This window comes from Cobetia sp. UIB-001, assembly GCF_044789135.1.
In the GTDB taxonomy this organism is placed as follows: Bacteria; Pseudomonadota; Gammaproteobacteria; order Pseudomonadales; family Halomonadaceae; genus Cobetia; species Cobetia amphilecti.
In genome coordinates, this window is record NZ_CP058244.1 from 1,315,117 (window position 1) to 1,333,739 (window position 18,623).

The following is an 18,623-nucleotide window of genomic DNA, read 5'->3' on the forward strand; positions in this document are numbered from 1 at the left end:
ATGGCGGGAAACAATGCCCTCATTCTAGGTAGCTGAATTTCGAGAAATTTGATCTGGGGCAAGAGTTTACGGGCGTACTTGCTTGGTCAGGGGCGTGGTTGATCCAGGTCAATTTCTGCGCCGCGCCGCTCAAGATCGGCCTCATATTCGTTGGCTGCCCACAACGAAAACGCCGCAGACCTGAAGGTCTGCGGCGTTTGTGTGTGATGCCCATCTGCGCCTGGACGGCTCGGCGTTGCCGAGCTCCATCGTTGACGTTTTCATGACGCGGCATCACACGGCTTGCCAGGTACTCGCTGGAGGCATGTTCACGCCTCGCGCAAGGACTTAGAAGCGGTAGGTGACACCGGCGCCGACAGTGACCGGGTCCAGCTCGGTGTCGTTCACGTCCTGACCGGCGATCTTGGTGTCGGCCTTGACGTCGGCGTAACGAGCGAAGCCGTTGACGGCCCAGGCTTCGGTGATCTTGAGGTCCACACCCAGCTCGGCAGCGGCGCCGTAGCTGTCATCGATGTCCATGCTCTGGCCACCGGCAGACTCACCGGAGAAGTGGGTGTAGTTCAGGCCGACACCAGCGTACGGCTGGACGCGGGCTTCAGTACCACCCAGCGGGTAGTACTGCAGCATCAGGTTGATCGGCATCTGATCGAAACCACCGGCGCTGTTTTTCCAGTCAGTGCTGAATTCTTCAGTGGACTGCAGGGCGATGGCCAGGTTGTCGTGGAACATGTAGCCCACGGAACCGGCGAAGCCAGACTCGTCCTTGGCGATCAGACCGTTGCCGTTGTTGCTCTTGCCGTCGACCTTGGCAACGCCACCGCGCAGGAAGGTATCACCCTTGCCATATGCCATGGCGGATTGTGCGCCCATAGCCATGGTGCCGGCGATAACAGTAGCGGTCAGGATCTTGATAGCTTTCATGTGTAATTCTCCTTGAAGCTTGGCTTCGTAAGCTGCCTGTCAGCAGTGCCTCGCTACCCTACGGCTTGGGCCGTGTGCTCTGCGTGGCTGCGTCGATCAGGGGACGCTGCAAACTATAAAAAACAGCGTTCTGTTTGGCAAGCATTTTTTTAGAACGTTGTTTGAAAACTTATTAGGTGTCCTGTTAGCGGATGTTGCCGATTATTTCAGGGAAGTTTAATGTCTCACGAGTGAGACTTGTGCTGACGCATTCGAGCGACATCCTCATTCATCCTCGCGCAAGGTGACCAAGACCTTGGTCGCATGCCGTGCGCGAGGTTATTGCTCACTACGCCAAAGACCGCCACCGGCTTCTGCAGGCTCAGCGCCGCTTGCGTGCGGCGCGTGCTTCCAGCTGTTCCAGCCACTGACTGACCTCGGCGCTCTGCGCATCCGCATCGCGGTAGACGGCAAGAAATTGTCGCCATTCATCGTGCTGCCAGCCCTTCAGGCGGCGCCACAGCACGTAGAGATCGCGCAGGCACTCGTGGCGGCGCAGCAAGAAGCGGCGCGTCTTCTCGAGGTCGATGATGACGGCGTCCATTCGCCAGGTGCTGGCCGGCGGCTCACTCGGCGGGCGACTGAGGAAGATGTGCTTGGGGAACAGGCAGCCATGCATCAGGCCAGCCTGATGAATCTCGCGAACGAGGCGGGCGCTGGCGGTGATGACCTGAGAGCGCATGCCGGCATCGAGTTCCGCCCAGCGTTCATGCCAGTGGTCCAGATCATCGCGCCCGGCGAGATCGAAGGTGATCAGGATGGCGCGCCATTCCCGGCCAGCACGCCGCTCGCCGTACCAGCCGGCGTCCACTGCCGGAATTCCCAGCGCGTGATAGTGGCGGATGGCACGCCATTCGCGAGAGAAGGTCGGTTCGCCCAGCGGGCGCGCCAGGCTGCGGCCCAGGTGGTTGGTCTGGCGCTTGAGATAGAGGCGATGACTATTGCCGTCCTCATCCTCGAGCGTCAGCAGCGAAACCGTCGAGACGCCGCCGCGTTCACGATTCGGCGCGTCGACGTCGTGGGCTGCCACTTGCCACAGAGCATCGAAGCTATTGAGGTCGTGCTGTTCCAGCAGGCGGGCGAGGCCGGCTTCGCAGTAATCGCCGTGGCCGCGCGGCGCCGTGGCGCTGGGGCTGGTGGTGGCGGTGTGACCAGCAGAGGGATGAATGGGGGAGCGATGCGTCATGTCAGGTAGGAATCACGGTCTCGGGTGATAGGCGGTAAGCGTGCACTGACAATCCTTGTCGGTGAGCGCTGCGATGACTGGCCATGATAGTTAGCCTGCTGGGGAAGTGACAGGCCTGCGGGACAAAACTCTCCTTCCCAGCGCGTCAATGGCGCGGGGCCGTGATGGCTTTCTGCGCGGCGGCTGGCGCCGCTTGGGTGCGCCAGTCGGTCGCAGCGTGGTGCAACGTCGCAGTGTGGTCGATGGTCGCAGCGCGCGCAGGGGTGCGCAGAGTCAGCGTTGAGATGGCGCCAGGCCAGCGACACCCCTCGCTTCAGCATCCATGCGGCTTGCAGCGGAGTTGTCCAGTGACAACAGGCACTTGGCGGAGGTGGCGGGTGCGACATTCGCTCGGTGAGTGCGACAACCTGACATCTGGAGACTGGCGCGGGAGGGTAGACAATGCCGACCAAGGTCTTGGTGCCACGGTGCCATTGCCTGTGTGCTTGCCGGCGAGAGTCGGCCTGATGTGTCCGTCCGACGTCGGTGGCAAGCGCATGCAGGGACGGCAGCCTGACCGTCCGCCTTATCGCAAAGGGGTTAAGACATGATCTCCGATACCGTCGTGGAGCTGTCGCGGTTCCAGTTCGGCATGACCGCGCTCTACCACTTCCTGTTCGTACCATTGACCATCGGCATGGCCTTCCTGCTGGCCATCATGGAATCCCTGTATGTCATGACCGGCAAGCAGGTCTACCAGGACATGACCAGGTTCTGGGGCAAGCTGTTCGGCATCAACTTCGCCCTCGGCGTGGCCACTGGCCTGACGATGGAATTCCAGTTCGGCACCAACTGGGCCTACTACTCGCATTACGTCGGCGACATCTTCGGTGCGCCGCTGGCCATCGAAGGTCTGGTGGCCTTCTTCCTCGAGTCCACCTTCGTCGGCCTGTTCTTCTTCGGCTGGGACCGCCTGACCAAGCGTCAGCACCTGATGGTGACCTGGCTTGTCGCCTTCGGCTCCAACTTCTCGGCGCTGTGGATCCTGATCGCCAACGGCTGGATGCAGAATCCGGTCGGTGCGGCCTTCAATTTCGAGACCATGCGCATGGAGCTGACCAGCTTCGCGGATGTCATCTTCAACCCGGTCGCCCAGGCCAAGTTCGTGCATACCGTGTCGGCAGGCTATGTGACCGGCGCCATGTTCGTGCTCGGCATCAGCGCCTTCTATCTGCTCAAGGGGCGTGATCTGGGCTTCGCCAAGCGCAGCTTCGCCATCGCCGCCGCCTTCGGCCTGTTCTCGGTGGCCTCGGTGATCGTGCTGGGCGATGAGTCCGGCTACGAGGTCGGGGATGTCCAGAAGGCCAAGATGGCCGCCATCGAGGCGATGTGGGAAACCGAGCCGGCGCCGGCGTCCTTCACGCTGATCGGTCTGCCCAACGAGGAGACCCAGCACACCGATTACGGCATCCATATTCCCTATGTGATGGGCCTGATCGGCACGCGCTCGCTGGATACCGAGATCCCCGGCATCAAGGAGCTGACCGAGGAGCACCGCGGACGCATCCTCAATGGCATGCAGGCCTATGACCTGCTCCAGCAGCTGCGTGATGGCCAGGACGACATCGCGACCCGCAAGGCCTTCGATGCGGTCAAGGATGATCTCGGCTACGGCATGCTGCTCAAGCGCTACGTCGAGACGCCGTCAGATGCCACGCCGGAGATGATCGACAAGGCCGCCGCCGACTCGATTCCGCCGGTCGCGCCGATGTTCTTCTCGTTCCGCATCATGGTCGCCTGCGGTATGGCGATGCTGGTGATCTTCATCGCGGCGGTGTGGATGACCGCCAAGCAGCGCTTCGACGTGCGTCCCTTCCTGTGGATCTGCCTGCTGTCGATCCCGCTGCCGTTCATCGCCGTGGAAACCGGCTGGTTCGTGGCCGAATTCGGGCGTCAGCCGTGGGCGGTGGGGGAGATCCTGCCGACCTTCATGGCGGCCTCGAGTCTGGATGAGTCCGACCTGTGGTGGTCCATCGGTGGCTTCCTGGCCTTCTACAGCCTGTTCTTCGTCATCGAGATGTGGCTGATGTTCCACTTCGCGCGCAAGGGGCCGTCTTCCCTGCACACCGGTCGCTATCACTTCGAGCGCGGCGGCATCCACCATGGCGCCATGTCCGAAGATGACGGCATGTCACTCAATCCTTCGCTGTCATTCAAGGAGTAACGGATCATGTGGGATTACGAGATCCTCAAGCTGTTCTGGTGGGTGGCGGTAGGGCTGCTGCTGATCGGCTTCGTCATCACCGATGGCATGGACATGGGCGCGGCGATGCTGATGCCGCTGGTCAGCCGCAACGACAGCGAGCGCCGTGTGGTGATCAATACCCTGGCCCCGCACTGGGATGGCAATCAGGTGTGGCTGGTCACGGCCATCGGCGCGGTGTTCGCGGTGTGGCCGGTGGTCTACGGCGCCGTGTTCTCCAGTTTCTATTTCGCGATGCTGACCATCCTGTTCTCGCTGTTCTTCCGCCCGCTGGGCTTTGACTATCGCTCCAAGCTCGAGAACACCCAGTGGCGTGGCTGGTGGGACCGCGGCATCGTCGCCGGCAGCCTGATTCCCACCGCCTTCTTCGGGCTGATCTTCGGCAACCTGCTGCAGGGCGTGCCGCTGGAAGTCGATCAGTTCATGCGTGCCAGCTACGCCGGCAGCTACCTGGGCCTGTTCAACCCCTTCGCGCTGCTGTGCGCCGCACTATCCGTAGTGATGGTGATGCTGCATGGCGGCACCTGGCTGGTGGCGCGTGCCGATGAGGCCGTCGCCGCCCGCAGCGCGCGTCTGGTGCAGCCGCTGGGCCTGCTGACGCTGGGGCTTTTTGCGCTGGGCGGGCTGTGGGTGTGGCTGTCCGGCATGGGCTACAGCATCGATCAGATGGGCGATACCGCCTCGGCCTTGAAGCTGCTCGACAAGCAGGTCGGGCCGGGCAGCTGGCTGGATGTCTACGCGCGTGAGCCGTTGACGCTGCTGGCACCGCTCAGCGCGGTGGTCGGTGTGCTGGCCGCGATGGTGCTGTCGGCCCGGCGCAAGGGCGGCGCGGCCTTCACGGCAAGCTCCGTCGGGGTAGGGGGTGTGGTCGCCACCGCGGGCATCAGCATGTTCCCGTTCATCGTGCCGTCCTCGCGCATGAGCGAGGCCAGCCTGACGCTGTGGGATTCCGTTTCCAGCGAGCTGACGCTCTCCATCGTCACCGTGGCGGGGCTGGTGATGGTGCCGACCATCATCCTCTACACCACCTGGTGCTACGTGAAGATGTGGCGTCGCGTCACCGTCGCGCATATCGAGCAGGACGGTCACAGCCTGTATTGAGGTGCGCTGAGCTGACCTGAATTGAGTTGAGCTAGCTGAGCCAATTGCTCCCATTTGCTATCAATAGGCGAGGGCACTGCCCTCGCCAGGAGACGACACTATGTGGTATTTCGCCTGGATTCTCGGTGTGTTGCTGGCCTGCTTCGCGGGCATCATCAATGCATTGTGGCTTGAGCAGACCCACACCTTTGACGATGATTGAGTGAGGCGGCCCCCAACGTTACTTCTGCGCCGCTGACCGTTCCGATCAAGGAGAGCTCGATGTCACGACCCTGGTACGCCTCACGACCACCGGCCTGGTGCCGAACTCGACCTGCCCATCTGGCCTCGCTGCTGCTGTCTGCCATGGTGGCCATCTGGATGCTGCTGGGGCCGGATGCGATAGCCTCGATGCAGACAGGGCCGCGCTATCTGATGTTGCTGGTCGCGCTGTGGGGGCTGGGCGCCGGCTTCACGCATGGCGTCGGCCTGGTGCCGCGCCATGCGACCCGCGCCTGGCTGCTGGGGGCGCCGCTGAGCTGGTGTCTTCTGCTCATCACGCTGGTGGTCCTCGCGTCCAGCCAGTAACGCGATTGCGCAGGCTCTAATCATTACATCAACAAACACGGCCGCTCCCTGGAGCGGCCGTGTTTGTTTAGGGCTGATGGCATGGCTCAAGGGCATGGCTTGCGAGCCCTTGAGTGATTCAGGCTTTACTTGTTGAGGCCGCAGGCTCTATAACGCAGCGAGGTGGCGTCGCGTTCATCGACCCGCGCAGACCGCTCTCACAGACCGCTCTCACAGACCACTCTCGCAAGCCCTCGCCGGCCCCGCAGGCCATCGTAAACCCTCGCTGGCTCTTGCAGGCCATTGCGGATGTCTGGCGCTGTGCGGGGCTTTTCACGGATTCTTGCAGCTGGCAGATCCGTTCGCGCTGGTCACCGTCAGCATTGACGCTGCGTTGTATTCGTCGCCCTCGGCCCCAAGAGGTAATGGAGCGGAGGGAGGAGAGGCGCCGATCGAGAGCGGGAGAGTGTCTGGTAAGGCGCTGGTGCAGCACCTGTGTCCTCTTCACTCTCACCTTGTCAGATGATGATGCCCTGGCGTGCATGAATGACGGGGCTCTCGATGGAGGAAATACCATGCGGTCCTCAGCTGATGCATCCTGCGGCCAGGCGTCTGGCCGGCAGTCCTCGTCGGGGCACATTCCCCGCGACATGTCGCGCCGCCTTTCCGGTGACTGGGTCTTGTCATTGGTGGTACCGGTGATGAACGAGGAGGAGACCATCGGTCTCTTTCTGGAGGCCATCGAGAAGACCCTGGGCTCGCAGGTGCCGCATCTTGAAGTGCTGTTCGTCGATGATGGCTCAACCGACGGCACCCTGGCGTGTCTGGAGGCCGCGGCGGCCGGCGATGCCCGCGTGCGCTACCTGAGCCTGACACGCAACTTCGGCAAGGAAGCGGCCATGTCCGCCGGCATCGAGCAGGCGCGTGGCGATGCCATCGTGCCGATGGATGTCGATCTGCAGGACCCGCCGGAGGTGATCCTCGAGTTCATCAGCCAATGGCAGGCCGGCTACGACATGGTCTATGGCGTGCGCGCCGCGCGTAATGAAGACACCGCCACCAAGCGCAAGACGGCAGGCTGGTTCTACCGCGTCTTCAACCGCCTGACCTTCACCGAGATACCGCGCGATGCGGGAGACTTTCGCCTGCTGGACCGCCGCGTCGTCGAGGCGCTACGGCGCCTGCCCGAGCGCAACCGCTTCATGAAGGGCCTGTTCTCATGGCCCGGCTATCGCTCGGTGGGTGTCACCTATCAGCGCCCGTCGCGCACGGCCGGCACCACCAAGTTCAACTACTGGAAGCTGTGGAACTTCGCCCTCGATGGCGTGGTGAGCTTCTCGACCTGGCCGCTGCGGGTCTGGACCTATATCGGCAGTGTCGTCGCCGCTCTGTCCTTCCTCTATATCCTGGTGATCATCAGCAAGACGGTGCTGTTCGGCGCCGATGCGCCGGGCTATGCCTCACTGATGGTCGCGATCCTGTTCTTCGGCGGCATGCAGTTGATCTCGATCGGCGTGCTGGGCGAATACCTCGGTCGCCTGTTCATGGAAACCAAGCAGCGTCCGCTTTACCTGATCGACCATGACAGCCTGCACGACAGCCCGCCGGGCAGCGTGTCACCGGACAGGGGCCTCGACAGCGGCCTGAGCACTGCGCGAGTCGTGCGCGGCGCGTCACGCGATGCGGCGCGAGGTGAATCACTTGAGCGCTGATCGTGAGGGCGTCAGCGAGTCCGACAGGCCAGTCACTGCCCGCGCCAGGGAGGAGGCGGGCACCGCGACCCGCTTCGGGCTGGTCGGGCTGGCCGCGACGGGCGTGCACCTGGGCGTCGCCGCCTTGCTGCTGTTCCTGTGGCCGCAGCTCAATGAGTTCATCGCCAATATCATTGCCTTCTGCGTCGCCTTTCAGGTCTCGCTGGTCGGCCATCGCCGGCTGACCTTCAAGCGCCAGGGCAGTGCCTGGCGCTTCGGACTGGTCGCGGCGGGCGGCTTTGCGCTCAACAATGGCCTGTTGGCACTGCTGATGCAGGGGCTTGATCTGTCGGGCTTCGTGGCCATCGCGATCGCCACGCTCTCGGTGCCGATCGTGACCTATCTGGCCTCACGGCTGTGGGCCTTCAAGGAAGACCATGCATGAATGACAGCGTCACCGCAGGGCCGCGCTCGACGCTGGGGGAGCGCCTCAAGACCCTGGCGGCCGAGACGCCGCCCCCTGCCGAGGCACTCGCGCGGGCGCAGGCCGTGCGCATCCCCTGGGGGCATATCCTGCTGGCGCTGCTGGTGACGCGCGCCGTCTGGCTCGCCATCGCGCTGTGGGGCGATCACAGCTATCTGCACGCCATGGCGCAGTTCGACGGCAGCTGGTTCAAGGGCATCATGACGCGCGGCTACGATCTCGAGGCGCGCGGCATGAGCGATGGTGACGCCGCCAATTGGGCCTTCTTCCCGCTCTATCCGGCGCTGCTGTGGCTGGTGACACTGGGCGGCCAGCTGGACCCCGAACTGATGGGCGTGCTCCTGAGCAATGCCTTGCTGGCCGTGGCGCTGGGGCTGGGCTGTCGCTATCTGGCCATCACGCGTCCCGGCGCGCCGTTGCTGCTGTTCGTGTGGCTGGCGGCCAGCATGCCGTACAGCTTCTATTTCAGCGCACTCTATTCCGAGTCACTGTTCTGGCTGCTGTGTCTGGCGTCATTGATCGACTGGCGCTGTCAGCGCACTGGCCGCGTGATGCTCTGGACGCTGCTGTTGTCGATGACCCGCGCCACCGGGGTGTTCTGGGTCATCGCGATGGGAATCGAGCTTGTGGCGCGCCTGCGCCTGCGCGCCTTCGCCGAGCTGTGGCGGCGGCCCGATTGGCTGCTGATCGGCGTGGTGGGGCCCTTGGGGCTGTTTCTGTTCATGGCGCTGCTCTATCACCGGACGGGTGACGCGCTGGCCTTCAGTCATGTGCAGATTTCCTGGGGCCGTGAGATGGGCAATCCCCTCACCAACCTCATTGAAGGGCTGAGCTACTGGCAGAGCGCGCCGGAAACGCTGCGCCCGGCGTGGCAGGCGAGCATGGCGCTGGTCGGTGTCGGTCTGATCGGCTGGCTGGGCGTGCAGCGGCGCTGGCTGGAGATGGGGCTGGCGGGCTTCACGCTGTTCGTACCGCTGGCGACCGGGCTGGACGCCATTCCGCGCTACATGATCGGCATGCCGGTGTTCGTGCTGGCCCTGCATGACCTGCTCACGCGTCTGCCACGCACGCTGGCCTGGGGCCTGGTCATGCTGGGCGCGCTCGCTAATCTCTGGCTGGTGGAGAACTGGTATGACACCGTCTTCTGGCTCGTCTGATGCCCTGTATGGCGCGCCACGGCCACGGCGCAGCCAGCGGGCCTGGTGGCTGCTGGCCACCGTGGTGGTGCTGGCCTTCGAACTCACCCTGCTGTGGCTGGCGAGCACGCCCAGGGTCGATGAGCACTACCGGCGTTACTTCATCGAGCATGCCACCACCTGCTATCGGCCGATGGGCGAGGTGCCGGTACTGACGCCGGGGGAGCGCTACCCCATCCGCAAGGGCGAGCCGCTGGGCAATTGCGGCGTGCTGTGGGCCGGTTTCTACTCGCCCCAGCCAGACGTGCCGGTCAGTGCGCGGCTGGCGGAGGTCACCTTGCGCCTGCGGGTCGCGCCCGAGGTCTCGCCGGCAGGCTCGCAGGCCGTGGTCGTGGCGCTTGAGCTGTCACGTTTCCCGGATTCGGCCGCCGCGCTGCCGGTGGAAGTCATGATCGGGGAGCAGACCGTCACGCGCTGGCCGGTGGGCGGTAATTATGAGCGCTTCGAGGTCGAGGTGCCCGCCGCGCTGATCGCGAGCGACGGCAGCTTCAGCCTGACCCTCAAAGGGCCGCCGCCCATCGCGCCGCGCGATGCGGGCCTGGATGCCAACAAGTTTCCCGTGGGCCTGCGTCTGGACGCGCTGACGCTGCGCTCACCGCTGGGGCTGACGCCCGCCCGGGCGCAGCCCTGACGTACGCTCTGAATTGAAGGGTGCCTTGAATTTAAGTGCGCCTTGAATTGAAGTGCGCCCTGAATTGAGGACTGGCGTGATGAATACCGTGATGAATGGCGTGATGAGCGCAGAGCAGGGCACGCGGCCCCGGGCGCAAGAGCACTGACGTGACGCCGATAGTCAGGTAAATTGTGCGCGTGAATACCCAATGATCCGTTCGGCCGAGTGTCGGTGCGTCCCCGGCGCGCGCCTCGTGCCCTATAACGATAAAGCACCCGGTGGTCTGCTGACTGCCACGCAAGGGATGCTCAAGGAGTTGTCGTGGAATTTTTGAATGCCATTCCCATGGATACCAGTCGGCTGTTCGAGATAGGGCTGCAATGGGGCGGAACCCTGCTGTCGGCGCTGGCCGTGCTGGTCTTCGGCATGTGGGTCGCCAAGCGCCTGACCCAGTGGGCGACCTCGCTGCTGCACCGCAAGAGCATGGACGAGGCGGCGGCCGGTTTCGTCGGCCAGATCGCCTACGCCATCCTGGTGGTCATGGTGCTGCTGACCGCCCTGGACCAGCTCGGCGTCGATACCACCTCCATGATCGCCGCGTTGGGTGCCGCGGGTCTGGCGATCGGTCTGGCGCTGCAGAGCTCGCTGTCCAACCTGGCCTCCGGCTTCCTGCTGGTCACGCTGCGTCCGTTCAAGAAGGGCGATTACGTCGAAGCCGCCGGCACCTCCGGTAGCGTCGATCAGATCACCATGCTGCAGACCCGCCTGGTGACGCCGGACAACCGCAAGGTCACCGTGCCGAACTCCAGCGTCATGTCCAACACCATCACCAACTACTCCGCGCTGCCGACGCGGCGTCTGGACCTGGTCGTCGGTGTCAGCTATGACGACGACATCCGTCAGGTCAAGGCGGTGCTCGAGGAGCTGGTCGCCGGTGACGAGCGCATCATGAAGGAGCCGTCCCACCTGATCGCCGTGTCAGAGCTGGCCGACAGCTCGGTCAACTTCAACTTCCGCATGTGGTGTCAGGCCTCCGATTACTGGGCGCTGAAGTGGGACATGACCGAACGCATCAAGCTGACCTTCGATGAGCGCGGCATCAGCATTCCCTATCCGCAGCGCGATGTGCACTTCCATCAGGCCAGCACGCCGGCCGAGTAACTTCCGCAGTACGTAGGCATGTCGACAACGCCACCCTCGGGTGGCGTTTTTGATGGGCTTTCGTCGGGGCATTCCATCGCGCCCCGAGTCAGGTACTCTCGACGTCATCCGTCCTGCGTGTCGTTCTGATCGGGAGTCCAGTGCATGACAAGGTCGCAGCCGTTGTCCCAAGCGTGTGATGCCGCTGATGCCAGACGGCGTCAGGCATGGCGCATTCTGCTTGCCAGTCTGGTGGTGATCGGGCTCGGGCTTGTGCCGCTGATCGCCACGCGCGCGCTGTATCTGGATGACATGAGCCGTGCGCTGGATGGCTATTACGGCTGGATGCTCAATGCACGCCCGGCCGCCGAGGGCATCATGCGTCTGCTGGGCTTCGGCGACGTGCTGGTCAATGTCGCGCCCTTGCCGCAGCTGGCGGCCTGGGGACTGGCGGCGGGCATGGCGCTGGCCTGGTGGCGATGGCTGCCGGGACTTTCGCTGGCGGGCTGCGTAGTGGGCAATGCGCTGATCTGGCTGACGCCCTTCACTCTGCAGAATTTCAGTTACGCCTTCGACAGCCTGCCGATGAGCGTGGCGCTGGCCAGTGCCATACTGGCCTGTCTGGTGCTGCGTGCTGGCGGGAAAAGCAGGGCAGAGGGAGAGCAAGGCGGAGGGATAAGCGAAGGGCGAGGCCCATGGCAAGTCTGGCAGCCGCCGCTGAGCGCCTTGCTGCTGTTGTTGCTGGCGCTGTGCAGCTATCAACCGGCCCTGAATGCCTTTCTGGTGCTGAGCCTGCTCGAAGCCCTGTTCGCGGGTGCTACCAGCACCTCACTGTGGTCGCGCTGGCGGTTGCTGTTGCAGCGAGGGGCGCTGGCCGCCGTCGCCTTGCTGCTCTATCTGCCCATCACCCGGTTGCTGGTGGCGGGGGAGTACAGTCAGCAGCATGGCCAGATGCTGCCCTTCGCCGACCCTCAGGCCTTGCTGGCGGGTCTCGAGCACAACCTGAGCGTGGCGCTGGGCGCACTGCGTGAGGGCCTGGGGCAGGTCACGTTGTTGCTCAGTCTGGCGCTGCTGGCCGGGGCAGCGCTGTTGCGACTCCTGCCTCACGGCGCGCTTGTGCGACAGGAAGCCGCTACTGGCGCGCCCGAGGGCAGGTCTCGCTCGGCGCGCCAGCTATCGCTGCAGCGCATGAGCTGGGCCCTGTGGGCGCTGCTGCTGGTTCCCGCCCTGTGGGGGCCGATGCTGTTGCTGGCCGAGCCGGTATTTCATTCGCGCACCCTGATCGCCTGGGGGCCGCTGCTGGGTGGCGCCCTGATGCTGGCACTGAGCGTGAGAGCAAGAGAGAGCGTTAGATCGAGCGCGGAGGCAAGCGCAACGCCGAGCATGACGGAAACGGCCAACACGCAGCGCAAGACATCTGTCTGGCGGCGTCTGGCGCAGTGCCCGTTGATGCAGTGTCTGTTGATCGTCGCCTGTCTGTTGCTGGCGCGCCATGGGGTGATCTTCGCCGCCTGGAGCAATGCGCTGGCCGCCCAACAGACCCATGAGACACAGCTGGCGCGCACTCTGGTGGCTCAGGCGCGGGAGCAGGGCCTGCCGCTGGACTCGCCCCGCGACGCCGAGCGCTACCAGCCTCGCGATGCCTTGCCGGTACTGGTGCTGGGCGAGGCGCCAGTGGCGCCACTGGCGCGGGTCGCTCGCCAGCAGGTGGCGGCCGTGGGCCAGAATCTGGTTGCCGCCTTCACGCCCGACAACTACTGGGCCGTGGTGCGGCTGCGCCTGGCGGGCGCCAGCGCGGTGACCTTGCTGCGCGATGAGGCGCTCAAGGCACGCCTGCAAGCGAATTCGCCCTGTGCGCCGGGCGATGCTGTCAGTCAGCCCTCAACTCCTTCATCACTACGGTCGCAAGTGCAGTCTCAAGTTCTGCCGCAAGTGCAGTCTCAAGTGCCGTCGCCAGCGCTGTCACTGCAAGAGGGAGTCTGGGTGATCGATTTTCGCAAGCCTCGCCAATGTGATTAGGCCATATGAGAAAGCCGTGACAGCGTGAGTCAGTGAGGACAAGTTGCCATGAACGACAACGCCGCCCCGAGGGGCGGCGTTGTCGTATTGCCGATATGAACGGCAATAGGTACAGGCTTCAACAGTGTCTTGTCACACCTCGATCAGGCGTGGTTCTCGACCTTGTCGAATTCCGTGGTGATTTCATCAGCCGGTGCTGCGCTCATGATGCTGACCACGTAGATGGCGATGTAGGCGAAGATGACGCCCGGCACGATCTCGTAGAGATCGAAGATGCCACCGGAAAGCTGCTTCCAGACCACCACGGTCACGCCACCGACGATGATGCCGGCCAGGGCACCGAAGCGGTTCATGCGACGCCAGTACAGCGACATGATCAGAGCCGGACCGAAGGCGGCACCGAAGCCGGCCCAGGCGTAGGACACCAGACCCAGCACGCTGGAGTTCGGGTCCAGCGCCAGGATCCAGGCGATGATGGCGATACCGACCACCGCGAAGCGACCGACCCACACCAGCTCGGACTGGGTCGCATCCTTCTTGAACAGCGCCTTGTAGAAGTCATCGGCCAGGGCAGAGGACGACACCAGCAGCTGGGAGTCAGCGGTGGACATCACGGCAGCCAGGATGGCGGCCAGCAGCACGCCGGCAACCGCCGGGTGGAAGATGAAGTTCACCATGACCATGAAGATCTTCTCGCTGTCGGCCAGGTCCTTCGGCACGTAGACGAGACCCAGCAGGCCGATGCAGATGGCCGCGAACAGACCCAGCGCAGACCAGACGACGGCGATGGTACGGGCCGCGCCGATGTCCTTCTCGCTGCGGATGGCCGCGAAACGCGCCAGGATATGCGGCTGACCGAAGTAGCCCAGGCCCCACGCCAGTGAGGAGACGATGCCGACCAGGGTCAGCGCTTCGCCGGTGGAGGCGTCACGGAACCATTCCAGCAGCAGCGGGTTCTCGGCAGTGATGCGCGAGGTCGCTTCTGCCACGCCACCCATGTCGGTGAGTGCCACGATGGGCACCACGATCAGGGCAGCGGCCATCATCAGACCCTGGATGAGGTCAGTCCACGACACGGCGAGGAAGCCGCCGAAGAAGGTGTAGGACACGATGGCGATGGTACCGACGGTCACGGCGATGGTGTAGTCGAGGCCGAAGACGGTCTCGAACAGCTTGCCACCTGCCACCAGACCGGAGCTGGTGTAGAAGAGGAAGAACAGCAGGATGAAGACGGCCGAGATGACGCGCAACATCTTGGAGTTGTCGCGGAAGCGCTTCTCGAAGTAATCCGGCAGGGTCAGCGAGTCGCTGGCGACGAAGCTGTAGATACGCAGGCGCTTGGCGACGATCAGCCAGTTGAGCCAGGTACCGGCCAGCAGACCGATGCCGATCCAGGCAGCGGACAGGCCGCTGAGGTAGGCGGCGCCGGGCAGGCCCAGCAGCAGCCAGCCGGACATGTCAGACGCACCGGCGGAAATGGCGGATGTCCAGGGGCCCAATGAGCGGCCACCCAGGATGTAATCCGACATGTTGGAGGTGCGCTTGTAGGCCAGCAGGCCAATGCCGAGCATCACCGCCAGATAGATAGCGAACGTGATGAGTATGGTGGGGCTGTTATCGACCATCGTGGAGTAAATCCTTTGCATTTATTGTTGTCGGACGGCGAGCGTCGTGATGATTCACTGCCAGTGACGGTTCCTGTCAGACCGTCGCCGGGAGTCCTGCGTCATGCATCGAACGTCCTTCGAGGGCCATGTCGCGGCGGCTCTCGCAAGTTCCTGCCAATCTTGTACGTTCAGACTAGCGCATAAACGAATCTTCTGACGTTCGTCCGTCCCCGCATATTGCCGTCGAGTCAAAAGGGAAACGGCAACGGACACCGCAGGGCACGAGCATGAGGGGCCAGTCGCTGGCGATTCATGTCCGTGGGCGTCCCTGTCGGTGTCCGGGGCAGATGACGGCCTGGCGTGCTCGCCGTCATCCACTGGGCATCGTCCTGATGCCCTGTCACCTGGCTACCTCATGCACGTCCAGCATGCAGTCTTCCGCCAGGCATGACCTCTGCTGCCGCCGCGAGAGCAGGCAGCGTCGGTCATTCGTCGCCCATGGCGAGAAGAGACGCGTTGCCGCCGAGAGCCGTGGTGTTGACGGTACGGGTCTTCTCGGTAGCGAAGCGGTGCAGGTAGTGCGGGCCGCCGGCTTTCGGGCCAGTACCAGAGAAGCCCTGACCACCAAACGGCTGTACACCTACCACAGCACCGATGATATTCCTGTTGACGTAGACATTACCAACACGAATTTTCTGTGCAACGGCATTAGCAAAACTTTCGTTTCGCGAATGCACACCGAAGGTCAGGCCGTAGCCGAGGCCGTTGATGGTATCGATGACCTTGTCCACTTCGCCGCCTTTCCAGGTCGCGATGTGCAGGACCGGACCGAACTGCTCGCTTTCCAGGCTATCGATGCCGTCGATGCGCAGGGCGACCGGCGCGACGAAGGTGCCGTGCTCGGTGATGGTCTTGTCGACGGCGGCTTCGGCGATCACGCGACCCTGGCTGCGATATTCCTCGATGTGCTTGAGCAGACCGGCACGCGCTTCCTCGTCGATGACCGGGCCGACGTCGGTGCCCAGGTCACGCGGGTCGCCGATCTTCAGCTCGTCCATCGCGCCCTTGAGCAGGCCGATGACCCGCTCGGCGACGTCTTCCTGCACGTAGAGCACACGCAGGGCGGAACAGCGCTGGCCGGCACTCTGGAAGGCGGACTGCACCACGTCATTGACGACCTGCTCCGGCAGGGCGGTGGAGTCGACGATCATGGCGTTGAGGCCACCGGTCTCGGCGATCAGCGTCGGCAACGGAGCGTTCTCACGCGCGGCCAGCGAGCGGTTGATGATCTGTGCGGTCTGGGTGGAGCCGGTGAAGCACACGCCAGTGATGCGCGGGTCGCTGGACAGCACGCTACCCACGGTCGGGCCATCGCCCGGCAGCAGCTGGACGACATCGTGCGGCATGCCGGCTTCGCGCAGCAGTTCGACCACGCGGTGAGCGACCAGCGAGGTCTGCTCGGCGGGCTTGGCGACCACGGTGTTGCCGGTGACGGCGGCGGCGACCATCTGGCCGCAGAAGATCGCGACCGGGAAGTTCCACGGGCTGATGCAGGCGAAGACGCCCTTGCCGCCGAGCATGATCTGGTTGTGCTCGCCGGTTGGGCCCTGCAGCTCGGTCGGCTCGGCAAAGTCGGCACGCGCACGGTTGGCGTAGTAGCGGCAGAAGTCGACCGCTTCACGGATCTCGGCGATGCCGTCGGTGAGCAGCTTGCCACCCTCGCGGGAGCACAGGGTCATCAGCTCGGCGGTGTGGGTTTCCATCAGGTCACCGAAGCGCTCGAGAATCGCGGCGCGTTCCTCGACCGGCGTCTGCTCCCAGCGCGGGAAGGCAGCCCAGGCGGCGTCGATGGCCTTGGAAGCTTCCTCGGCACTGGTCCACTGCACATGGCCCAGGGTGTCACGACGATCGAACGGGCAGGTGACGGCCTGACGACGCTCGGCATTGACCTCGACATCGAAGGCCAGCTGCGGACGCACGTCGTAGGTGGTGTCCATGTGCGTGGCCATCTCGTCGATCAGCGGCTGGTACTGGCTATTGATGTTCAGATTGATGCCCCGTGAATTCAGGCGGTCTGCGCCATAGATGTTCGGCGGCAGCGCGATGCGTGGGTTGTGGTAGGTCTTGTACTGATTGAGCGTGACCACCGGGTGGGTGCACAGGCTCTCGACCGGCACGCGCGGGTCGACCAGCTGGTGAACGAACGAGGAGTTGGCCCCGTTCTCCAGCAGACGACGCACCAGGTACGGGAGCAGGTCCTTGTGCGCGCCGACCGGCGCATAGATACGGCACCAGGTCCCCTTGGGGGCACGCTTGAGCGCGGCTTCATACAGGGCTTCGCCCATGCCGTGCAGGCGCTGGAATTCGAACTGACGTGTCTCGCCGGCGTTGGCCACATCCAGAATGGTGCTGATGGTGTGGGCATTGTGGGTGGCGAACTGCGGGTAGATGCGTCCGCGAGTGTTCTCGGACAGCAGGAAGCGCACGCAGACCAGGTAGCTGACGTCGGTGGAGGCCTTGCGGGTGAACACCGGATAGCCTTCGACACCCAGTTCCTGGGATTCCTTGATCTCGCTGTCCCAGTAGGCGCCCTTGACCAGACGCAGCGGGATCTCGTCGCCTTGCAGGTCGGCGATGCGGTTCAGGTACTGCAGGGTCGGCAGGGCACGTGTCGAGTAGGCCTGCACGACGAGGCCGAACTTGCCCCAGCCACGGCAGGTGTCGCTCTCGTAGACGGCGCGGAACACTTCCAGCGAGATTTCGAGACGATCGACTTCCTCGGCATCGATGGTGATGGCGACGTTCAGCTCGCGGGCGATGCCGGCCAGTTCACGCACGCTTGCCACCAGCTCTTCCAGCACCTGCTCACGACGGCCGAATTCATAGCGCGGATGCAGAGCGGACAGCTTGATGGACACGGACGGTGACGGGGTGCCTTCCTTCAGCTTGCGCGAGGTTTCGCCGACGGTGCGGATGGCACGCGCGTAGTCGTCGAAGTAGCCCTTGGCGTCGTCGCGGGTACAGGCCGCTTCACCCAGCATGTCGTAGGAATAGGTGTAGCCCTTGTCGAACAGCGGCTGGGAGCGCTTGAGCGCTTCCTTGATGTCGCGGCCCAGCACGAACTGCTTGCCCATCACCTTCATCGCCTGGTACATGGCGCGGCGGATGACCGGCTCGCCGAGACGATTGACCATGCGGTTGATGAAGGTGGCCGGCTTGCCGTCGCCCTTGGGCAGATCCATCTTGATGACGTTGCCGGTCATCAGAAGGCCCCAGGTGGAGGCGTTGACGAACCAGGACTCGCTCTGGCCCAGGTGGGACTTCCAGTCGGCCACGCCGAGCTTGTCCTCGATCAGCGCATCGGCGGTTTCCTTGTCCGGAATGCGCAGCAGCGCCTCGGCCAGGCACATCAGCAGCACGCCTTCCTGGGTGTCGAGGCTGTACTGCTGCAGCAGCTCGTCGATGGAATCGACGGCGGTGTCCATGGTGCGGATCTCGCGTACCAGCTCGGCCGTCTTGTCGCCGATGCGCTTGGCATCTTTCTCTTCGGCATTCAGCAGCCCGACCAGCTCGCTGACGTAGGCGCTTTCATCGACCAGGTAGTGGTCGCTTAAGCGCGCGAACAGCGCCTCCGGAGACTGCTGCCAGGTGCTGGCGGCCAGCATCTGGTCACTGCGCAGGATGTTGTCCTTGAGCACATTGCCCTTGAGCACCCCTTGCTTGTCGTTTGTCGATGACTGGGCGGCTGTGGACGTGGCTGAGGCGATCGCGGCATTCACTGCACTGGACTGATCGGAGGAAGTGGAGGTGGTCATGGTGCGAACCCCTTGCTGCTGGG

General features: G+C 63.9%; 14 protein-coding genes. 10 read left to right on the forward strand and 4 right to left on the reverse strand.

Annotation, left to right across the window (positions count from 1 at the left end; all coding sequences use genetic code 11):
• Positions 1-327: 327 nt before the first annotated feature.
• Positions 328-921: an OmpW family outer membrane protein gene (locus HA399_RS05580; RefSeq protein ID WP_348472597.1), complete on the reverse strand. Its 594-nt coding sequence runs from the start codon at positions 919-921 to the stop codon at positions 328-330.
• Between the two features lie 361 nt (positions 922-1,282).
• Positions 1,283-2,146: a lipopolysaccharide kinase InaA family protein gene (locus HA399_RS05585; RefSeq protein ID WP_404326354.1), complete on the reverse strand. Its 864-nt coding sequence runs from the start codon at positions 2,144-2,146 to the stop codon at positions 1,283-1,285.
• A gap of 586 nt (positions 2,147-2,732) precedes the next feature.
• Here HA399_RS05585 and HA399_RS05590 point away from each other — a divergent pair.
• From HA399_RS05590 to HA399_RS05635, 10 genes are all read left to right on the forward strand, one after another.
• Positions 2,733-4,349, forward strand: coding sequence for a cytochrome ubiquinol oxidase subunit I (locus HA399_RS05590; RefSeq protein WP_284727080.1), 1,617 nt, complete (start codon positions 2,733-2,735; stop codon positions 4,347-4,349).
• A gap of 6 nt (positions 4,350-4,355) precedes the next feature.
• Positions 4,356-5,489, forward strand: a complete 1,134-nt coding sequence (gene cydB, locus HA399_RS05595) for a cytochrome d ubiquinol oxidase subunit II (protein WP_209443815.1) — start codon at positions 4,356-4,358, stop codon at positions 5,487-5,489.
• Between the two features lie 100 nt (positions 5,490-5,589).
• Positions 5,590-5,691 carry a cytochrome bd-I oxidase subunit CydX gene (cydX, locus tag HA399_RS05600; protein WP_024951692.1) on the forward strand — a complete coding sequence of 34 codons (102 nt, stop codon included), beginning with the start codon at positions 5,590-5,592 and terminating at the stop codon, positions 5,689-5,691.
• Between the two features lie 59 nt (positions 5,692-5,750).
• Entirely contained in the window at positions 5,751-6,056 is a 306-nt protein-coding gene (locus tag HA399_RS05605) for a cyd operon YbgE family protein (RefSeq protein ID WP_131431628.1), read from the forward strand.
• A 554-nt stretch (positions 6,057-6,610) separates the two neighbouring features.
• The gene (locus HA399_RS05610; RefSeq protein ID WP_225347777.1) at positions 6,611-7,747 is read left to right on the forward strand and encodes a glycosyltransferase family 2 protein; all 1,137 of its coding nucleotides are present in this window, start codon (positions 6,611-6,613) and stop codon (positions 7,745-7,747) included.
• Positions 7,737-8,171: a GtrA family protein gene (locus tag HA399_RS05615; protein ID WP_159055771.1), complete on the forward strand. Its 435-nt coding sequence runs from the start codon at positions 7,737-7,739 to the stop codon at positions 8,169-8,171. The genes HA399_RS05610 and HA399_RS05615 overlap by 11 nt, the downstream gene beginning before the upstream one ends.
• Positions 8,168-9,367, forward strand: a complete 1,200-nt coding sequence (locus tag HA399_RS05620) for a hypothetical protein (protein WP_404326355.1) — start codon at positions 8,168-8,170, stop codon at positions 9,365-9,367. Before HA399_RS05615 ends, HA399_RS05620 begins: the two co-directional genes overlap by 4 nt.
• On the forward strand, positions 9,342-10,037 hold the full coding sequence (locus tag HA399_RS05625; RefSeq protein ID WP_404326356.1) for a hypothetical protein: 696 nt from the start codon (positions 9,342-9,344) through the stop codon (positions 10,035-10,037). Before HA399_RS05620 ends, HA399_RS05625 begins: the two co-directional genes overlap by 26 nt.
• Positions 10,038-10,340: 303 nt before the next feature.
• Positions 10,341-11,180, forward strand: coding sequence for a mechanosensitive ion channel family protein (locus HA399_RS05630; protein WP_279836944.1), 840 nt, complete (start codon positions 10,341-10,343; stop codon positions 11,178-11,180).
• Between the two features lie 144 nt (positions 11,181-11,324).
• A complete protein-coding gene (locus tag HA399_RS05635; protein WP_404326357.1) occupies positions 11,325-13,178 on the forward strand; it encodes a glucosyltransferase domain-containing protein in 1,854 nt (617 codons plus the stop codon).
• Between the two features lie 143 nt (positions 13,179-13,321).
• Here HA399_RS05635 and putP read toward each other — a convergent pair whose 3' ends face one another.
• Positions 13,322-14,803: a sodium/proline symporter PutP gene (putP, locus tag HA399_RS05640; protein ID WP_192837900.1), complete on the reverse strand. Its 1,482-nt coding sequence runs from the start codon at positions 14,801-14,803 to the stop codon at positions 13,322-13,324.
• Positions 14,804-15,270: 467 nt separating this feature from the next.
• Positions 15,271-18,450: a bifunctional proline dehydrogenase/L-glutamate gamma-semialdehyde dehydrogenase PutA gene (gene putA, locus HA399_RS05645; RefSeq protein WP_404326912.1), complete on the reverse strand. Its 3,180-nt coding sequence runs from the start codon at positions 18,448-18,450 to the stop codon at positions 15,271-15,273.
• Positions 18,451-18,623 lie beyond the last annotated feature (173 nt).

What these genes read in the sequence shown, in the direction of transcription:
- putA (WP_404326912.1), bottom strand. Translation starts at nt 18,450, where the DNA reads ATGCTGGCCGCCAGCACCTGGCAGCAGTCTCCGGAGGCGCTGTTCGCG.
- HA399_RS05580 (WP_348472597.1), bottom strand. Translation starts at nt 921, where the DNA reads ATGAAAGCTATCAAGATCCTGACCGCTACTGTTATCGCCGGCACCATG.
- putP (WP_192837900.1), bottom strand. Translation starts at nt 14,803, where the DNA reads ATGGTCGATAACAGCCCCACCATACTCATCACGTTCGCTATCTATCTG.
- HA399_RS05610 (WP_225347777.1), top strand. Translation starts at nt 6,611, where the DNA reads ATGCGGTCCTCAGCTGATGCATCCTGCGGCCAGGCGTCTGGCCGGCAG.
- HA399_RS05605 (WP_131431628.1), top strand. Translation starts at nt 5,751, where the DNA reads ATGTCACGACCCTGGTACGCCTCACGACCACCGGCCTGGTGCCGAACT.
- HA399_RS05620 (WP_404326355.1), top strand. Translation starts at nt 8,168, where the DNA reads ATGAATGACAGCGTCACCGCAGGGCCGCGCTCGACGCTGGGGGAGCGC.
- HA399_RS05590 (WP_284727080.1), top strand. Translation starts at nt 2,733, where the DNA reads ATGATCTCCGATACCGTCGTGGAGCTGTCGCGGTTCCAGTTCGGCATG.
- cydB (WP_209443815.1), top strand. Translation starts at nt 4,356, where the DNA reads ATGTGGGATTACGAGATCCTCAAGCTGTTCTGGTGGGTGGCGGTAGGG.
- HA399_RS05625 (WP_404326356.1), top strand. Translation starts at nt 9,342, where the DNA reads ATGACACCGTCTTCTGGCTCGTCTGATGCCCTGTATGGCGCGCCACGG.
- HA399_RS05635 (WP_404326357.1), top strand. Translation starts at nt 11,325, where the DNA reads ATGACAAGGTCGCAGCCGTTGTCCCAAGCGTGTGATGCCGCTGATGCC.
- HA399_RS05585 (WP_404326354.1), bottom strand. Translation starts at nt 2,146, where the DNA reads ATGACGCATCGCTCCCCCATTCATCCCTCTGCTGGTCACACCGCCACC.
- cydX (WP_024951692.1), top strand. Translation starts at nt 5,590, where the DNA reads ATGTGGTATTTCGCCTGGATTCTCGGTGTGTTGCTGGCCTGCTTCGCG.